The 17395-nt window shown below is 43.2% G+C and carries 11 protein-coding genes; 2 read left to right on the top strand and 9 right to left on the bottom strand.

Annotated elements, in window-relative coordinates; translation table 11 throughout:
* Positions 1-203: 203 nt before the first annotated feature.
* From BLR37_RS19145 to BLR37_RS19110, 8 genes are all read right to left on the bottom strand, one after another.
* Complete coding sequence (locus BLR37_RS19145; protein ID WP_090771417.1) at positions 204-1310, bottom strand: glycoside hydrolase family 88/105 protein; 1107 nt, start codon at positions 1308-1310, stop codon at positions 204-206.
* A 28-nt stretch (positions 1311-1338) separates the two neighbouring features.
* Positions 1339-2514, bottom strand: a complete 1176-nt coding sequence (uxuA, locus tag BLR37_RS19140) for a mannonate dehydratase (RefSeq protein WP_090771415.1) — start codon at positions 2512-2514, stop codon at positions 1339-1341.
* A 231-nt stretch (positions 2515-2745) separates the two neighbouring features.
* Positions 2746-3132: a hypothetical protein gene (locus BLR37_RS19135; RefSeq protein WP_143009624.1), complete on the bottom strand. Its 387-nt coding sequence runs from the start codon at positions 3130-3132 to the stop codon at positions 2746-2748.
* 8 nt (positions 3133-3140) lie between these two features.
* Complete coding sequence (locus BLR37_RS19130) at positions 3141-3941, bottom strand: sialate O-acetylesterase (RefSeq protein ID WP_090771412.1); 801 nt, start codon at positions 3939-3941, stop codon at positions 3141-3143.
* A gap of 8 nt (positions 3942-3949) precedes the next feature.
* Positions 3950-5320 (bottom strand): sulfatase family protein, encoded by a 1371-nt coding sequence (locus tag BLR37_RS19125; protein WP_090771410.1) that lies wholly within the window; start codon positions 5318-5320, stop codon positions 3950-3952.
* Between the two features lie 21 nt (positions 5321-5341).
* A complete protein-coding gene (locus tag BLR37_RS19120; protein WP_090771408.1) occupies positions 5342-7012 on the bottom strand; it encodes a RagB/SusD family nutrient uptake outer membrane protein in 1671 nt (556 codons plus the stop codon).
* A gap of 10 nt (positions 7013-7022) precedes the next feature.
* Positions 7023-10085, bottom strand: coding sequence for a SusC/RagA family TonB-linked outer membrane protein (locus BLR37_RS19115; protein WP_090771406.1), 3063 nt, complete (start codon positions 10083-10085; stop codon positions 7023-7025).
* 283 nt (positions 10086-10368) lie between these two features.
* Positions 10369-11943 carry a family 43 glycosylhydrolase gene (locus tag BLR37_RS19110; protein ID WP_090771404.1) on the bottom strand — a complete coding sequence of 525 codons (1575 nt, stop codon included), beginning with the start codon at positions 11941-11943 and terminating at the stop codon, positions 10369-10371.
* Positions 11944-12230: 287 nt separating this feature from the next.
* On the opposite strand from BLR37_RS19110, the gene BLR37_RS19105 reads away from it, so the two are divergent.
* Complete coding sequence (locus tag BLR37_RS19105; RefSeq protein WP_090771402.1) at positions 12231-15413, top strand: ligand-binding sensor domain-containing protein; 3183 nt, start codon at positions 12231-12233, stop codon at positions 15411-15413.
* 2 nt (positions 15414-15415) lie between these two features.
* Positions 15416-16189, top strand: a complete 774-nt coding sequence (locus BLR37_RS19100) for a response regulator transcription factor (protein WP_090771400.1) — start codon at positions 15416-15418, stop codon at positions 16187-16189.
* A gap of 656 nt (positions 16190-16845) precedes the next feature.
* Here BLR37_RS19100 and BLR37_RS19095 read toward each other — a convergent pair.
* The coding region (locus tag BLR37_RS19095; RefSeq protein ID WP_279615750.1) for a group II intron maturase-specific domain-containing protein at positions 16846-17395 on the bottom strand (550 nt) is incomplete at its 5' end.

The following is a 17395-nucleotide window of genomic DNA, read 5'->3' as shown; positions in this document are numbered from 1 at the left end:
ATAAATGTATATAGATGAAACTTCCTGGATGCTGAACTAAACCAATGAAATTCGTTATAAAGCTACAGATTAACAGATTTTATCTAATCTGTGGCAAAAAGATAACCCGGGGTAAGCACCCCGGGACTATCAGATTGTGCAAAACCGGCCGGATGAGGCGGCCGGCGTAAAACCAAATACAGCACAATGAAGATTTTTTTAACTTATTTTTCCATGAGTGCCAAAACACACCACAGATATGGCGATTGTCCGTGAGAATCGCCAACGTTGCGCGGACGATCATAATAATACTGCCGGTCATTCTTTTTATTGGTACCTACACAAACTTCGCGCACATCGCCTTTTTCGTTAATGTAAGGCACCATGGCCAACCAGGCTTTGCGTGCTACAGGAGCATATTCCTTTTGATCTAACCAACCCTGTTTTACGCCCGAAATTAAGGCGTAGGTAAACATGGCTGTTCCGGATGTTTCAGCCCAGCAATCGGGTGCATCAATCAACTGGTTCCACATGCCTGTAGGGCTTTGAAAATCTTTCAGGCTTTTCATCATGTTTTTATAACCTTCCAGTATGCGTGGGCGCTCTTTACTGTCTTTTGGTAGCAGGCGCAAAATTTCGGTCATCCCTGCGGCCATCCAGCCATTACCTCTTCCCCAGTAAAAAGGAACATCTGGCGCATGATAAAAAAGGCCATTGGGACGTTGCAGCTCATCCAGATAATGTACCATTTCTTTAGCAGCGCGATCGATGTATTTACGGTCGCCGGTAGCTTTATAGGCTTGTGCCTGTACAATGGTAATCATGTACATATCGTCAATCCACAGGCGGGTTTGCCAGGTAAAGCCTTTATCGGCCCAGGCTTTCTGCTGGGCATTGGCATTTTCGGGGAGCTGCCATTGCGTATCGGCATAGGGCAAGCCCAGTTCCAGATATTTCTTGTCTTTGGTAGCCAGATAGAATTCCAGTGGCAGGCTTCCAAACATGTTCAAATCTACATGGTTCATAATCGGCAGTAGCTGCTTTTCTTCGGCAGTTAGCTTATCAAAACGTGCTTCCAATAGCGAAAACAACTTTTTGTCTTTGGTTTTTTCGGCATATTTCAGGGCACCCGTCCAGTTGAAAGTTTCCGGATAGCTGATCCACTTGCCGGCATGTAGCATGTGCTTTCTATCCACAAAGCGGTAAGCCAGCCGCTTACCTACTTCTTTGGGGCCAAAGCCTTCAGGAAAGTCTTTTAGCAAATTGCCCTGCGCAAATAAATACTGGCAGGAAATGAACAATACGAGTAAAGTAGAGAGTTTTTTAGTCATATAGGTTTATAATTTGGTTAATGTTGATTTAATAATTGCCGGTTACGCCAAGCTCCAGTCCGCGCAGCTCTGCCAAACCTCTTAAACGGCCAATGGCCGAGTAACCGGGGTTGCTTTGTTTGGCCAAATCATCCAGCATCTGGTGTCCGTGGTCGGGCCTGAACGGGATTGGTTGCTCACGCAAAGCATTTTCTTCTGATAAAGCCTTCATGATTTCGTACATGTTTACATCGCCTCCCAAATGATCTGCTTCGTAAAAGCTGCCATCCTCATCTTTGGTTACATTGCGCAAATGCGCGAAATAAATCCGCTCTTTAACGACGTTAAATATTTCGAGAGCATTGTTATCCATCCCCGCGCCTAAAGATCCGGTACAGAAACACACGCCGTTAAAAGGCTGGTTTACACTTTGCAGGATATAATTAAAATCATCGAGGCTGCTGGCAATTCGTGGCAAGCCTAAAATCGGGTAAGGCGGATCGTCAGGGTGAATGGTCATTTTGATCCCTTCACTTTCACACACGTCAGCAATGGCTGACAGAAAGTACACCAGGTTTTGACGCAGGCCATTGAAGCCAATTTTTTCATATTCATTAATGCTGCTGCGAAGTGCCTCTAATTCAATTTCCTTTTCGTTTGGGATCCCCATCAAAACATTAACCCGCAGCTCATCTAACTGCTGCTGATTTAAAGTCGCAAATTTGGTTTTTGCCCTTTCTAAAACAGATTGGGGATAATCGCTTTCTGCCCCGCTTCTTTTTAGTATATATAAATCAAAAACAGCCAGATCAATCCAATTGAAATACAGCGCTTTAGAACCATCTTTCATTTCTAAATCGAGCTGCGTGCGGGTCCAGTCTAACACCGGCATAAAGTTGTAGCAAACAATTTTGATCCCGCAGGCTGCCAGATTTTTGAGTGATATTTTATAGTTTTCGATATACCGACCGGCATCTGCCCTCCGGGTTTTAATGGCTTCGTGTACGGGTACACTTTCTACTACCGCCCAGGTTAAGCCCGAAGCCTCTATAATTGCCTTGCGTTCCAGGATATCTTCAACAGGCCATATTTCGCCGTGAGGAATGTGGTGTAAGGCCGTTACAATTCCGGTTGCCCCGGCTTGTTTAACGTCTTGTAAGGAAACCGGATCGTTTGGACCATACCAACGCCAGGTTTGTGTTAGTTTTTTATATTTTGAGTTCATTGTTATTACTTTTTGTCCTGGCCGGACCGGCTTTCTTTTTGATGTCAAAAAGAAACAAAAAACACCGGCTTAAAATTTTTCTTTTGAAGCTACCGGGCTGGCAAGGCCTGTTCATTCCGAAAAATTTGTTAGGCCGGATTTAAGCAAAACGTAGATGCAGTGCTATGGCCTTACTTAATGGCAAACAAAATGTCTAAGCATTTACATTCCTTTTAGTTTAACAGAACGCCCTTAATCAAAAAACTTCTCCTTCAGAAAAATATAGTCGGAAACTACATTTACCATGGTTTGGTAGTAAACATTTTTGTTGAGGCCTGCGCCACTGAAGCTCACCACATGTCCGACACCTCCATCAATTTCGGCAAAAACCATGTTGAAATCGGGCGAATACAGCCAGGTATGAGTTGCCGGATCGGGTAAACTAATGTGGCAGGCTACATGACAAACCCTGGGGCTGGTATATTCAAACTTTAAGCGGTAGGTTACGGGCAGCTCAACAATGCCATAACCCAAAAGGTCAATCAATACGTTTACATTATTGATCTCTTGTTCCGTTGCCCGCTTACTGCGCAACCTTAAAGGATTTGTTGTTTCATTCTTATACATCAAATTCATCATGCTTCCCCCTATTTCTGTTTTTGTAATGCGATCATTTTTGCCGCAAAGCGATTGCCCAGTAAAATGGCCGATTGGGTATCGAAGTGGGTATGATCGCCTTTATCGGTTAACCCTGCCGCGCTTACCACAGCTGTATGCGCTACTAAACCGGGCAGTTTGGCCAATTGCTGGTTAATATTTGCGTATTTCGGATTAAAGTGACCCAACTCTCCGGCAACAAAAGGCAAAGCCTCATTTCCGGTTAATTTCCTTAATCGTTGTATCAGTGTAATGAGTTTGGGCAGGTAAAGCCGGGCGCTGTCTGCCTGGCTATCCGCCTCGCCCTGGTGCCAGATAATTCCTTTTACTGTTCCGGCCTTCATTGCTTCAATAATTCTTTTTTCGGCCTCGTTATAGGGGTATTTTTTGGTAGCCTTATCGTAGCCATCGGGCACCCAGGCATTGATAGAGGTACCGCCCACAGCCGTTGGAACCAAACCTATCCGTTTTGTTTTGGCTTGCTGCTGCATGGCCAGCCCAAAAGATAAACCCGGACCAACACCGGTTATGCCTGGTTTATCAAAATGTACAGGATTTTTGGCAGCCGCCCATTCCGTATTTTTTGTAAACATCAATACGTTTTTATTTAGCACCAGACTATCTTCAGCGCGTAACGCCGCTCTGCCAGCCATATTCGATTGCCCCATTAAAATGTAGATGTCTAAACCTTGATGGGTTTGTAATTTTTCCTTACGGGTACCACAACTACCCAATAAAGCAAGAACGCTAAACAATAAAATCACTCGTTGTATACCTACTCTTTTTAGCATCTTTCCTGTTATTTATGGTTAAAAGGCACATCAACCGCAGCGCCTTCATCGCCCTGAGCTTTCATCCATTTTTCGAGTTCGGTTTTAAAAGCTGATATCGTTTTTTGGTAGCCATCGTTACCGGCCAGATTATGCAGTTCGTAGGGGTCTTTCAGTACATCGTAAAACTCAATAGCAGGCCTGTTGGTTATTCTTTTCACCAAAACATTGGCTACCTGATCGTTATTTGCCTTTTCTTTCCATGATTGCCACACGCCTAAATCGCCGGGTGTGTTGTACCATTTTATGCCGTAGGTTTTCTCTGGCGATAAATTCAAAATCAGCTTATATTGATTGCTGCGAATGCTCCTGCTGGGATAAGCAGGTCCTTCGGGTATATTGTTGTACATACCATAAGCATAGTTTCTGGCCAATTTTGAGGTGCCTTTCAATACCGGCAAAAAGCTTTTCCCATCTAACGCAGCAATGGGTTTTCCTCCGGCAATATCAATCAGGGTTGGGGTAATATCTTCATATTGCACAATGGCAGCTGTTGTTGTTTTTGCTTTAATTACACCCGGCCAGCGTACAATCATCGAACTTTTTTGTCCGTAATCCCAGCAGGTCCATTTGCCACCGGCAAACTGCGGTCCCTGTTCGCCCAGAAAAATAAAAATGGTATTTTCTTCCTGCATATTCTTTTTAATGAGCTGCATTAAATCACCCACCTGATTATCCAGACGCCTTACTTCGGCCAGGTATTTCCTGAACTGTGCGCGGGTTTCTTTGGTATCGACCAAATTGGGTGGCAAAATCAGTTTTTCGGCATCAAATTCTGTCGGGTCGCCCTGATCCCAGGGCATGTGCGGATTGATACTCATTACAAAAAGGCAAAAAGGTTTATCGCCCGCGGTCATGTATTTTTCAATACCAGCCAGATCATATTCATCGTTACTGGACACACAATTGGGCTGAAAACCTTTAATGATATCGAAAGGGAAAGAACTGGCAGGTTTGGTACTGTGATCTTTGCCGGTTAGCCCCACCTTATACCCCAAATCGGCTAAATAATGGCCAATGCTTTTTACATTGGGGTAAACAGGTTTATGGTTCTGGTACGAACCATGCCTGATGGGATACAAACCGGTAAAAAGCGATGCCCGCGTAGGCACACAGGTAGCATGAGAAGCATAAATATTGTTAAACTGTAAGCCTTCGCCCGCCAATTGATCGATATTACTGGTTTTCAGATTTTTACCGCCATAACAACTCAGCTGCCGGCTGTCGAGATCATCGGCCGTGATAATAACCACATTGGGTTGTTTGCTACGCTGCTGCCCATAACCGAGTACGGGCAGCAGACATAAACTAAGCAAGTATGCAATTACAATTGTTTTCATTTGCTATTTTTTACCTTACGCTTAATAACCTGGGTTCTGTGCCAGTTTAGCACCGTTATTACGTTCAATTTCTGAAGCCGGAATAGGCCACAGGTTGTAAGTAGTTAAAACATCGTTGTAGTAAGGATTGCATTTTTTTACACGGTCGTAGACCAAACCTAAACGCATCAGGGTAATTCTTCTTTTCTCTTCCGAGCCCAGTTCGCGCATACGTTCATCTAAAATGTAATCGATATTTACGTTTGCAGGCAATACTGCTGAGGCATTCGACCTGCTCCTTACGGCATTAATATCAGCGGCAGCTTTATCCAGCTGGCTTAAACCTAAATAGGCCTCTGCCCTGAGCAAATAGGTTTCTGCCAGCCTGAACATGTACTGATCGGCATAGGTTCCACCAGCACTGGCTTTAAGCAAAAGCTGCGATTTATCCTGGAACATGCCATCTGGGTGATCGCCCGGTGTAGTAACCTTCGACTGGAAAGCATAAAAATCTCTGCGTGGTACGGTTATACCCGCCGGTGGATTAATGGTAGATATGGTTTGGCCAAAACGCGGGTGTGCCGGATTGGTTACTTTAAATTCGCGCACAAAATTGAAAGGTGCATTTCTGAGGTCGTTGTTAAAATCGCTCTGCCAGATTACATCAGAAAAATATTTGGTTGGAATGGCCCAACCAATGCCCCTGCCGCCGGTATAATCGCTAATGGGATATAAAAATGGCTGAACACTGCTCCCTGCAAGTCGGAAATTGAGAAATTGCGGCGCAAAATGTCTTTCCATTTGGTAAGAACCACCAATACCTGTTGAAACGGTACCACCGCCCGGCACATCGGTTTCGAACTGGATTACCCAAAGGCCTTCTTTATTGGTGCCGTTTTTTCTGTTCTGGTTTCCTTTTTGAAATAAATCCCAATACACGTTTTTGGTCGCATCTGAAGCTTTAACCCCAAATCTGGTGGTCATTAGGCCCACATTTGGATTGCTGATCACGGTAGTAGCTGCATCAACAGCATTTTGGAACTGCCCTGCAGCGAGATAAACTTCAGATAAAAGGTGAGCTGCTGCAAGGTTATTGATTTCTCCATCCTGGACCTGATTTATTGCTGGCAGGTTTGCCGCTGCAAATTTCAAATCGCTGATGGATTGAGCCAATACCTCCGCTTTAGGTGCGCGCACGTAGTCTGTTTTTGCGCCTACAGCCTCAGTAGTATTTAAAGGTACACCGCCATATAAATAGGCCAGCGTACGGTAAGCCATTCCCCTGAAAAACTTTGCCCTGGCTTCCATTAATGTTTTTTCTGCACCGGTTAACGATGAGGCAGGAAGCCTGTCGATAATGGTATTTGATTCGGCTACGATTTTATACAAGGAAGTCCAGTGGATTAGCGGAATTTCGGTACTCAAAGGCGAATAGGCCGCCACCATATTGGTATGCCTGGTGGTAGCGGGCTGACCATCAAAAACAAGATCGCAGCCAAATACATAATCGAATGGTCTTTGCTCGCCGCTGCTGTAAAATTCGAGCCTTATCCGGCTGTACAGGTTGTTCACTGCCGCATCGAAATCTTTAGCGGTTATATAAGCATTATCGGTGGTTAAAAAATCGAGAGGTTCTTCATCCAGGAAATCTTTTTTACAGGCAGAAAACAGGATGGTAAATGCAGCTATAATGGTTAGGGTTATCTTTTTCATCGCTTTTGGTTTAAAATGTAACGTTAAGGCCTACCGCATATCCTTTAAATACGGGTCTTCCATCATTGGTTAATCCCTGATTGGTTTCCGGATCCCAGCCTTCCCAGTTGGTCCAGGTAGCCAGATTACGGCCACTTACAAATACATTTAAGTTTTGCAATTTCATGCGTTCAATCAGTTTTCCGGTAAATTTGTAAGAGAGCGATACATCTTGTAAACGCACAAAACTGCGGTTTTGAAAAAGTGGCGGATTTAATGTGGCCGATACAATAGAACGGGGATATTTGCCATTGGGGTTATCTGGCGACCAGTAATCGATACCACTCAGGTAGTTATTTCTGATGGCATTATCATCTCTGATAATTCTCGGTGTATTACCCGCCAGATAAGAATTTTTACCGCCTTGAATGGAGTTTAAAAAGATGCTCAAAGTAAAGTTCTTATACTGGAAATTATTGAGCAAACTTAAACGGTAAGCCGGAGCCGATGAACCTAAGATGGCCCTGTCGCTGGCATTAATTACGCCATCACCGTTCTGATCTACAATACGGTAGGTACCCGGCGAATAACCTGTCGGGATTTGCTCGCCTACCTGCCAGATTCCGTTCACCTGATAATCGTAAATTACAGCCGTAGGCTGACCAATAAACAAACCACTTTGCGGCAAATCATCTTCTACACCATCGCCATTTAAATCGCCCAGAAGTTTAACAATCTTATTGGCATTGCGGGCAAAATTGAGGCTGGTATTCCATTGAAAACCGCCGCTATTGATGTTTTTTGAGTTTAAAGAAAACTCTACACCCTGATTATTTAATTGCCCGATATTGGTTAACACATTGCTAAAGCCGGTGATTACCGGAATATTAACCGAGTAAAGCAAATCGGTTGTTTTGGTATTGTAATACTCTACAGTACCCGATAACCTGTTTTTAAGGAGTGTAAATTCTAAACCAATATTGGCACCGGTGGTACGCTCCCATCTTAAATCGGGATTAGCCATACCGTTTACCTGCTGACCAAACTGGGTAGAACCGCCATCGCCAAAAACATAAGCCGCACTTACCCCAACATTAGCCAGTGATGAATACCGTGAGGTTTGATTTCCGGCTACACCGTAACCTACCCTTAATTTCAGGTTATCAACCCAGTTTACTTTAAAAAACGATTCTTTAGAAATATCCCACCCTACGGATACGGAAGGAAAAATACCGTATTTATTATTTTCTGCAAAGCCCGAAAATCCATCCCTTCTAATGGTACCGGTAAACAGGTATTTGCTTTCGTAATTGTAGTTTAAGCGGAACATCTGGTAATTTAAAGACTCTTTCCAGGCGTTTGAGATAGCAAACCTGTTGGTTCCCTGCTGTAAATTATCGTAACCCAATGTTAAACGCGAAAAGCCGGTTGAATAAGCCCTGGTATAACTGTTTTCGCGCTCAATAGCGCCGTACAATAATGTTCCGGTAAAACTGTGTTTGCCAATGGTTTTGTTGTAGGTTAAGAGGTTATCGAAGGTATAATCGTAATAAGTGGTGGTTTCTTTTGATGCCTGCCCGGTTAGGTTGGCATCGTACATATTCGAAATGTTTTTAAAATCAAGCCTGTAATTATTACCGAAGCTGATTTTGTAGCTCAGGCCTTTAATGGGCAACTGTACATTGCCATACACATTGGCGAAGAAATAATTGTGGCGATCGTAATCGTCGGCTTGGTAGCTTAACAAAGGATTGGTTAAATTAGTACCAAAAGGATTAATTTTCAGGTTTCCGCTGTTATCCCAGGGCAAAATTAATGGCGACATCAGGTTGATATCGGTAAAATTGGGTTCTACGCCATCTTCGTTTACAAAGGTTCCGAACGATTGCAAGCCAATGGTCAACCAGTTGGTAGCTTTGGTTTCGATATTGGCCCTGATGCTTTTTCTCTTGAAATTATCGTTTTCAATAAAGCCCGAATTGCGGGTTAAACTTCCCGACAACAGGTAATTGATTTTATCGGTTCCGCCCGATACACTTAACTGGTTATCAACGATCGAACCTCTTTTAGTTGCTTCATCATACCAGCTAAAATCGTTCGGCAACAGGTTTCCCTGTGCATCTTTCATAGATGGGTCTACCTTACTAATCAGATCGAATGCCGGATTGGGTTGGGTAAAATCTGGTGCCAGGAAAGCCTGATCGTAATACAAATATTTAATGTGATCTAAATATTCATCGCGCGCCATGGGCCTGAGATCGATATTTGGCTTTTGGGTAGCATATTGGGTTGAAAAAGAAATCCGCGTGCGGCCAACAGTACCTTTTCTGCTGGTAATTAGTAGCACTCCATTTGCGGCTTGTGCACCGTAAACTGCTGTGGCACTTGCATCTTTAAGTACATCTATAGAGGCTATATCATCGGGGTTAATTGAAGTTAGCGAACCGTTGTATTGCACTCCGTCTAAAATAATCAGCACATTCTGGTTACCGCCCAAAGTGTTCTGTCCCCTGATGCTGATGCCAGGGGTTGCACCGGCGCGGTTAACCTGACCTACATTTAAGCCCGGTACCGTTCCTTGTAAAAGGTTGGCCACATTGGTGGTAGGCGCATTTCTAAAATCGTCTAAATTTGCCCGCACAACCGATCCAGTTACATCGGCTTTCTTTTGCGTACCGTAGCCTACTACCACTACTTCTTCGAGGTTAGCCTGGGCCGATTTTAATATGATATTGATGTTTTTGAGGCTCCCAACCTGTTTCTCCTGCACATCGTAACCTACATAATTAAAGGAAAGAATGGCTTGCTCGTTCGGAACCGTTATTTTATAAACACCGTTCTCATCGGTTACGGCGATGGTTTGGCTGTCTTTTACCTTAACTGTAACGCCAGGGATGGGCGATTTTGTTTTTTCGTCAGTTACTTTACCGGTTATGATAATATCGGCCAGATTATAGCCGGCAACTAAAAGCTTTTTATTTGCCAATCTATCTGCCGCCGTATTTTCAGCATTTGCATTTAAAAAAGCAGCAGATACGGTGACTTGTAGAAAGGTGAGCGCTATAATTTTTTTTTGTAAAACACTATATTTCATATTTGGTTAAGTTTTGTTTCAGGTTGTTCGGGATAAATCGCAGTCGAAATAACTCAAACTTGTTAGCAGAAGTCCTTCGACAGGCTCAGGATGACAGTCTTATGGAGCAATTTACTTCCCATTCATTTTTTAATCTGGTATGCGGGCGTGGATATTTGGTTTCTTCATTTCAAAGTAAGAGAATGTACCCTGAAAAATTTGTTCATTCTTTTGTCGTTTTATATCAATTGTGCTGTAAAAGCAAAAAGAGCAACCACTGGGGGCTGCTCTTACTTAAAGTACCTTACTCACCAACCGGAATCGGAATGTTGATCCCGGTGGCCATTGCAGTTCCAAAGTTTGGTGATCCATCTGCATTCCAGCTCAGTTTTTGCATCCGCGGGGTTCTTGCTCCGTTGGTGGTATTGGCAACGCTACGGGCATGGTATATAAACCAGTTTTCTTTATGCAATACGCCGTTCGGATCGGTGTAACTGCTGGTAAAGAAACCGTTGTGGCCAGGACCATACACCCCGTTGGCATCACTTTTAACAAAAACCTGTTTTTTATTAATCCAGTCGGCGGCTACCAGCGGGTTACCACCTGTTTTAAGCTGAATTTGCCCTAAACAATAATTATCGCTGCTGTAACGGCTCGCTGAGTAAATGATAAATACCGGGCTGCTGGCATCTTTCTGCAACATAATCGGACCTTCGTTAACTCCTGCACCTAAATTTCCACTGGGCTCATATTTTTCCCAGTTATTGGTTGGCGATGATATTTTTACACGGTCGCCGCTAATGGTCCACGGATCTGACATGGGCGCAATGTAAATGTATTGCTTAAACTTGGTGGCTACGTTTTCCCAGCCCGACCAAATGAAATAATTTGCCGAGCCAATGGTTAACACCGAACCATCAATAGCCCATTGATCGCTCGGATCGCTGATTTTTCCTTTAAATGTCCAGGTACCCGTCATTGGGTCGGCATTGGGATTTTCGAGCACAAACATGCGGTGACTCACATCTCCCCCATCATTGGCTGCAAAATATAAATACCATTTGCCTGAAAGGAAGTGGAGTTCGGGCGCCCAGATGTTGGAAGAATAAGCCATTCCGGCAGGCGGTGTCCATACTACCGATTCAACCGCTGTAGAGAGTAACGACATGGTTTTGGTTTTCCGCAAGCCTATTTTATTCCCCCTGGTGTACATAAAATAATAATAACCATCTTTCTCTGCCACGTAAGGGTCTGGTCTGCTGGCATCAATCAGCGGGTTCTGAAAATTGGTGTCATGGAAATTAAACTGATCCTGTGTACCCGTTACCGTTGTTTTTTGTCTTATTTTGGCACCAGGTGTACTGCTCTCGGGGTCTACTGTCATTTTCATTCCGGTAGCTTTATTGGTAACCGTGTACACATTGTTGCTGCCAGTATAATTAATGGCCCATTGTTGTGCATCACTACCATCGTCGGTGCCTTGCTGCAAAATATCGCCCGATGTTGCCGATGGCGATTTGAGGCATTTATTACTCGTTACATTGACCAGTTTGTAGTAAGTGGCATCAAGTTTTACCAGTTTCCATTTCTGTCCGTTGTTGGGGAACCACCACCATTGTTGTATAGCAGCATTTTCGGCTGTAGAATTACCGGTAACTTCGACCACCGGCCCGTTTGATAAGGATGATACTCCCCTGATCCGGTAAATAGCCCCGTCAATTAAAGTGCCCAATACAGGTGCAGCAGCAATAACATTTTGTACCTGAAGCTTTTCAGTTTGGAGTCCTTCTTCAGTAATACCAGTTGATGGCCCTTTTTGACAAGAACCCGCTAAAATTACCAGCGCAGCGGCCAGTTTAGCTAACATTTTGTTTCTCATAAAAAAAATACTAAAACTGCAATGGCATAGTTTAGCCGGTAGAAGATTTTGCAGTAAGGTTTATAATTTGGTTAATTGCAAAATCAAAGTAAAACATTGAGGGCCGTATAATTTGTTCATCTTTTTGTCGATATGTCTCAAATCGAGTGTTGTACAAAAACTCAAAACAGAACAACAATCTGATAATCAATCCATAACAACAAGCCTCAAACCTATACTCATAACAGGTTTAACCCTGTGCAGATTCAACACTTCAATTTATCTCTATATTTGATATTGGCTTAACTATGCGGTTTCTTTTATCTTTCTGGTTATTGGTTTCTTTTTTTGCAGTTTCTACCTGCGAAGGGCAATCTTATTATTTTAAGCAATACCAGGCAGATGATGGCCTGGCCCACAATTCGGTAAATACCATTTTACAGGATAAAAAAGGCATGATTTGGGTGGGTACCCGTGGTGGTTTGAACCGCTTTGATGGTTATACTTTTAAAACCTTTAAAAACGAAAAAAGTAAATTTGGTAATGTAGGCAACAACATTATTGTATGTCTGGCTGAAGATAAAAAGAACATGCTGTGGATTGGTACCGGTCGCGGTATTTTTAAATACGATCCGCGCAAGGAAGTATTTACGCCACTTGAGCCTACCCTTCAAAAGTATATCAACTCCATTTTGGTAGACGGGCAAAACAACCTCTTCTTTTTAGCCAACAGAGAACTTCATAAATATACCCAGCACGATAACCGGGTGGTAAACCTGCAAATTAATGCTGCCTGCATTGCGCTTGATGACCGTGGTAATATTGTAATTGGCAATGACGATGGGCAACTGGTTACCTACAATCCTCAAAATGGCACTAAAACCACGGTGAGTATCATCGACCAGCGTGTGCCTGCAAACCGGCGCTCGATTAGTAAAGTTTTCCCCATTGATGGTAACCGCATACTGGTGGGCTGCTTTAAACAAGGCTTAAAAAGTTATAATCCCAAAACCGGGGCTATCAAATCGCTGATACTTAAAAGCAGCGACAATACCGATATTTATGTACGTGATATCACTGCCGGCGAAAAACAGGAATACTGGATCGCGACCGAATCGGGCATTTACATTTATAATTTAGCCACCAACACCAGCCAGAACTTACGCAAGCGTGCCGGCGATCCTTACTCTATGCCTGATAATGCTGTTTATACCGTTTGTCGGGATAATGAGGGAGGCATGTGGGCAGGTACTTATTTTGGGGGCCTGAGTTACTTTTCGAAGAACAATGCCCGCTTTGAGAAATATTATCCACTGGTAGGCACCAATTCTATTTCGGGCAATGCAGTGCGCGAAATCTGCCCTGATAACAAAGGAAATTTATGGATTGGTACTGAAGATGCGAGTGTAAATAAGTTTAACCCCAAAACCGGAATCTTTACCAATTACGCCGCCAATGGCAAAGCAGGTAATTTATCATACCCCAATATACATGGCTTGCTTGCCCTGGGCAACCAGCTGTTTGTTGGCCCGTTTTTGCACGGAATGGAAATTATCGATATTAACAAAGGAACGGTTAGGGAACGTTTTAAAACCATTGGTGAAGAAAATGAGGAAACAAGTGACTTTGTACTTTCAATTCACCTGGCTAAAGACAGTACCATTTACGTAGGTACCGGCTACAACATGGGCTCAGGCCTGTTTATTTTTAATCCAAAAAACAAAACCTTTAAACGGGTTAAGCAAATTCCAGTGAACTCTTATGTTTACGATATCTGGGAAGATCGTTTTGGCAATATCTGGACGGGTAGCGTTTCGCGTGGTGCATTTTGGTACCATCCTAAAACCGGCAAACAGGGCAACATTACCTTCGGCGATAAAATTAAAAACAGTACCGTGCGCGAGTTTCCGGTTTGCGGCATTATGGAAGACAGCAATAAGGCCATGTGGTTTACTACTGAGGGCGGAGGTTTAATCAGGTTAAGTCCGGACAGGAAAAAGCTTAAAAAATTTACTACCGAAACAGGTTTGCCCACCAATATTCTTTTCCGCGCACTCGAAGACAGCTCTAAGCACCTGTGGATAAGCTCGCTGAAAGGTTTAATCTGTTTTGACCTGCGCACAGAAAAATTTAAGGTTTACACCCAATCAAACGGCTTGATTACCGATCAGTTTAACTTCAGTTCTGCCTATAAAGATCCAACCGGACGCATGTATTTCGGCTCAGTAAGGGGTATGATTTCATTTAACCCCAAAGATTTTGAGCAGAAAGATACGGCCCCGCCCACTTTCATTACAGGTTTCGAGATCAACAACAAAGAGGTGCTTCCGAATGATAAAAACAGTCCGCTTAGCAAATCGATTTCCTTTACCGATACCATTGTGCTCGCACACGATCAGAATAATTTCAGCATTGAGTTTGCCGCCCTTAACTATTCCTCGCCCGAAGTTACGCGCTACGAATATGTAATGAAAGGTGTAGATCTGGCTACCACCTACCTGAACAACAACCGGAAAGCCTATTTTACCAATTTATCGCCCGGTAATTATACCTTTTTAGTACGGGCAAAAAGCAATGTAGAAAGCTGGACAGGTAAAGAGCGGCGCCTTTTTATCAAAATCAGGCCACCTTTCTGGAAAAGCATTACGGCTTATATTTGCTATCTGGTGATGATTGCGACTGCACTTTTCCTGGCGATCCGTTACTATCACCGATATATCGAACGTAAAAACCTGAACAAATTACAACTGTTCGAACACGAAAAGGAAAAGGAAATTTACCAGGCTAAGATTGAATTTTTCACCAATATAGCCCACGAAATCCAAACACCGCTAACTTTAATTTTGGGACCGGTTGAGATGATGATGGAGCAGGCCAAAGAACAACCTTTTAGAAGCAGTTTATTAATGGTTGAAAAAAATGCCAACCGATTGGCTAAACTAACCAATCAGCTGCTCGATTTCCGTAAAACAGAAATGCACCAGTTTGGTTTAAACTTTGTTAACACCAATATCAACAGCCTGCTAAAAGAACAAATTGAGATTTTTAAACAAGAAGCGCAGAAAAGCAATATTACACTCGATCTGGAGCTGCCTAAAAATCCGGTAATTGCCTTTGCAGATCGGGAAGCTTTGGTAAAGATTTGCAACAACCTCATTTCGAACGCCATTAAATATGGGAATAGTATGGTAAATGTACGTTTAAACACCTCAACCGAAACAGAAGGGCACTTTACTATTACCTTTAGCAACGATGGGCGTGGCATTCCGGCACAATACCACTCGCAGATTTTCGAGCCATTTTTCAGGCTGTATGGCAAAGATAAACCGGGAACGGGAATTGGCCTTTCACTGGCTAAATCGCTAACCGAATTGCATAATGGTTCGTTAAAATTAGCAGAAAGTGAAGTTAACCAGGTGGTTTTCGAGTTAACTTTACCCATCCACCAAAAATTTGAATTTAAGCTGAGTAGCTGGAAAAAGATAAAATAGATATGACCGACAGTATTTTAATTATTGATGATAATGAAGATATCCTGGAGTTTCTGACTCAGGTTTTTGCAGGCACCTATAAATTACATCTGGCCATTAATGGAGAGGTTGCACAGGAAATTCTGAATAGGGAGATTATCGATCTGATTATTTCGGACATTATGATGCCTGGAATTGATGGCTTTGAACTCTGTCAGCTCATTAAATCAAACGTAGAATATTGCCACATCCCAATTATATTGCTTACCGCCAAAAACACGTATAAGGCGCACATAGAAGGTTTAGAAGTTGGGGCCGATTTATATATCAAAAAGCCCTTTTCGCCGCAATTGTTACGCCTGCAAGTGTCCAACCTGCTCCAAAACCGGGTAAAAATTAAAGCGCATTTCGCCAGTGCACCTTTCGAAGATGTACGCGTAGTGGCCAATTCTAAAACCGAAGAAGCATTTTTAAAACGGCTGGATGAATATGTACGCAAAAATATTCAGGACCCCAACCTGGATATCGACCAGCTTGCCGAGCACATGCACATGAGCCGGCCTACACTTTACCGCAAGATTAAAGCCATTTCGGCGCTATCGCCAAAGGAACTGATTGATGTTACCCGACTTAAAAAAGCCACCAAACTCATAGCACAGAACGAGTTCAGTTTCTTCGAAATTGCTAAAATGGTGGGTTATGGTTCGCAAAGTCTGTTTAATAAAAACTTTCAAAGGTATTTTAAGGTATCGCCACAGGAGTATATGAATTCGTTAAGTAAGGATGGTGAGGGGTAAAATTAAAAACTTCCCAAAACGAGAACCGTCATGCTGAACTTGTTTCAGCATCTCTACGATAGAATTTCCCTGTCTCGTCTTGCTGATCCGATAGCTATCGGATTTATTTCAGCATCTCATGATTGGAGAGACCCTGAAATAAATTTACTGCGTAGCTTTCCGCTTCGCTCCAGGTCAGGGTGACGACCATAAGGGGCTTACCTTCAAAGGGGAAACTTAGATTACCTCTTCTGGCTAAACTTTCATGGCAAAGCCTGTAGAATTACCCCTTACCGGAAACCGTCATTCCCGCGCAGGCGGGAATCTTAAAGCTTTGGCTATATCCTCAAGTTCGTCTTGCTGAACTTCCGCCCCAACGGTCGGAGGAGTGTTTCAGCATCTCATGATTGGAGAGACCCTGAAATAAATTTACTGTGTAGCTTTCCGCTTCAGGTCAGAGAGACCGAAACAGGTTTTAGTTGCTAGCCTATTTACTTCATTAAGATTGCCAGTCAAGCTGGCAATGACGGATACGGAAAGGGAATTACAAAAGATGTTTCCATACAATAGTTTCAAAAAGGGGAACTTAGATTTCGTAATCGAGTAAGAAGCAGGGAATTAGTTTCCCTGCTGTCTCCTCACACCACCGTACGTACCGTTCGGTATACGGCGGTTTGTCAGAATAACTTCGTTTGGTGTGTCGTTTTCCAATAGTAATAATTCCCAAATCCGTCAAGCCCAAGCCCCATAAAGAACTTTTTGTTAAGTGTAGTACGTAGTGTGGGACTGTTTGCAGTTCTACAATATCCCTTGCGGGTATTAGCCAGCTGATAAGCCCTTGATTTCACTACGCCCACCTTCATCAGATTCCTGGCTCTGCCCGTTATGCCCTTCCATTGTTTCCAAAGAACAATACGCAGCCTGGTTCTCATCAATTCGTCCAGTTTTTCCATGTATCCCTTTGCATTTGCAATAGAGAAGTAGTTGACCCAACCATGGATGATTTCCTTAAGCTTTGATATCCGTTGATACAATGGAAGGGGCTGATTCCGTTTGGTCTGCTCACGTATTTTCTCTTTGATCGCTCTTAGAGATTTGGATGAAATTCGCATCTTCCATCCCTCTTTGCTACCATAGAATGAAAACCCAAGGAGGTTGCTTTCACTCGGCCTGCTGACCTTACTCTTCATCCTGTTAACCTTCAGTTTCAGCCCGTCTTCCAGATAG

Origin of the sequence: Pedobacter soli (genome assembly GCF_900101435.1) — a bacterium.
GTDB lineage: Bacteria > Bacteroidota > Bacteroidia > Sphingobacteriales > Sphingobacteriaceae > Pedobacter > Pedobacter soli.
Note: the sequence above shows the minus strand (reverse complement) of the source record. Positions and strands in the feature narration are given on the sequence as shown.

Excerpts from the sequence above, each read along its gene's own strand:
- BLR37_RS19130 (WP_090771412.1), bottom strand. The coding sequence starts at position 3,941 with ATGCTAAAAAGAGTAGGTATACAACGAGTGATTTTATTGTTTAGCGTT.
- uxuA (WP_090771415.1), bottom strand. The coding sequence starts at position 2,514 with ATGAACTCAAAATATAAAAAACTAACACAAACCTGGCGTTGGTATGGT.
- BLR37_RS19145 (WP_090771417.1), bottom strand. The coding sequence starts at position 1,310 with ATGACTAAAAAACTCTCTACTTTACTCGTATTGTTCATTTCCTGCCAG.
- BLR37_RS19135 (WP_143009624.1), bottom strand. The coding sequence starts at position 3,132 with ATGATGAATTTGATGTATAAGAATGAAACAACAAATCCTTTAAGGTTG.
- BLR37_RS19125 (WP_090771410.1), bottom strand. The coding sequence starts at position 5,320 with ATGAAAACAATTGTAATTGCATACTTGCTTAGTTTATGTCTGCTGCCC.
- BLR37_RS19120 (WP_090771408.1), bottom strand. The coding sequence starts at position 7,012 with ATGAAAAAGATAACCCTAACCATTATAGCTGCATTTACCATCCTGTTT.
- BLR37_RS19115 (WP_090771406.1), bottom strand. The coding sequence starts at position 10,085 with ATGAAATATAGTGTTTTACAAAAAAAAATTATAGCGCTCACCTTTCTA.
- BLR37_RS19105 (WP_090771402.1), top strand. The coding sequence starts at position 12,231 with ATGCGGTTTCTTTTATCTTTCTGGTTATTGGTTTCTTTTTTTGCAGTT.
- BLR37_RS19110 (WP_090771404.1), bottom strand. The coding sequence starts at position 11,943 with ATGAGAAACAAAATGTTAGCTAAACTGGCCGCTGCGCTGGTAATTTTA.
- BLR37_RS19100 (WP_090771400.1), top strand. The coding sequence starts at position 15,416 with ATGACCGACAGTATTTTAATTATTGATGATAATGAAGATATCCTGGAG.